Source organism: Nostoc mirabile CHAB5784 (genome assembly GCF_020829645.1).
Classification (GTDB): Bacteria; Cyanobacteriota; Cyanobacteriia; order Cyanobacteriales; family Nostocaceae; genus Nostoc; species Nostoc mirabile.
Genome location: NZ_JAIVFS010000230.1, coordinates 1 through 1,631, shown reverse-complemented (window position 1 = coordinate 1,631; position 1,631 = coordinate 1). Strand labels below are relative to the sequence as shown.

Annotated in this window: 1 protein-coding gene; it reads right to left on the bottom strand. The window is 49.4% G+C overall.

The annotated features are described in order from the left end of the window. Positions 1 to 1,631: RNA polymerDNA-directed RNA polymerase subunit B (locus LC653_RS44690; protein WP_504828443.1), on the bottom strand; the 1,631-nt coding region annotated here is incomplete at both ends.

The window sequence follows — 1,631 nt, the reverse complement described above, 5'->3', positions numbered from 1 at the left end:
TAGGCAACGACGATATTTTGTCCTAGCGCCAATTCACCGCCTTCGGTGGAGGAACCATCAGCCAATACCTGACCAGCAACAACCCGTTCCCCAATGCGGACGAGAGGTTTCTGATTTAAACAGGTGTCTTGATTGGAACGTTGGTACTTGGAAAGGGTGTACTTAATTTCTGGAGTTGCCGGTTTCGGACGGACGCGAATTTCTGTAGCATCCACATAAGTGACATCGCCATCAGTACGCGATACAACCACCATCCCGGAGTCTCTGGCTCCTTGGGCTTCCAAACCAGTACCCACCAGAGGACGTTCTGGCTTGAGCAGGGGTACTGCTTGCCGTTGCATGTTCGACCCCATTAGCGCTCGGTTAGCGTCATCATGCTCCAAGAAGGGAATCATGCTGGTTGCTACCGACACAATCTGTACGGGAGATACTGCTACGTAGTCCACCTGTTCTGGTGTTGTGGTGGAAAATTCTTGACGATACCGGACTGGCACTAGTGGCCCAATAATGTGCCCGGTTTCATCTACAGGAATATCTCCCGGAGCAACCCGCAGGTCATCTTCTTCATCGGCTGTCATGTAGGCTGGAGGCAGATCAAATCTGACTCGCCCATTTTCTACAGGTCTAAATGGTGTTTCGAGGAAGCCATACAGGTTAACCCGCGCATGGGTTGCTAAGGAGCCAATCAATCCGGCGTTGGGGCCTTCTGGTGTTTCAATGGGGCAAATGCGTCCATAGTGACTAGGATGAATATCCCGCACGGCAAACCCAGCGCGTTCGCGGGTTAAACCACCAGGGCCAAGGGCACTCAGACGGCGTTTGTGGGTCAGTTCTGCCAGAGGATTGGTTTGATCCATGAACTGACTTAATTGGCTGGAACCAAAGAATTCTTTAATTGCTGCTACTAATGGTTTGGGGTTCACCAAGGAAGCGGGAGTTAGCACTTCGGCATCGGATACGGTCATCCGTTCCCGAATAATTCTCTCTAAGCGGTTTAAGCCCACCCGCACTTGGTTTTGTAGCAATTCACCGACGCTTCTCACCCGACGATTGCCTAAGTGGTCAATGTCATCTATGTTACCAATGTCATATTCTAGGTTGATCAGGTAATCTACGGCTGCCAAGATATCGCCAGCAGTCAACACGCGCATTGTGTCTGGGACAGAAAGGCGCAATTTCTTGTTGAGTTTGTACCGTCCAACGCGACCAAGGTCATAACGTTTCGGGTCAAAGAAACGAGAGTCTAGGAGTTGTTGTCCACCTAACACCGTAGGTGGTTCACCAGGACGGAGTTTGCGATATAACTCCATCAAGGCTTCTTCTTCAGAGAATTGCCCTTCTTTTTCAATGGTTTTTTGGAAATACTCTGGGTGGCGTAAGGCGTCAAAGATTTCGTTGTCTGATAACCCTAAAGCTTTTAGAAGTACCTGCGCTGACAGTTTGCGGGTTTTGTCGATCCGTACCCAGACCAAATCGTTACGGTCTGTTTCAAATTTCAGCCATGCTCCCCGGTTAGGAATTAAGCTAGCTGAATAAGTACGTCGCCCGTTTTTGTCGATTTCTGATTTGTAATAAACGCCTGGCGATCGCACTATTTGGTTGACAATTACCCGCTCGGCTCCGTTAATAAT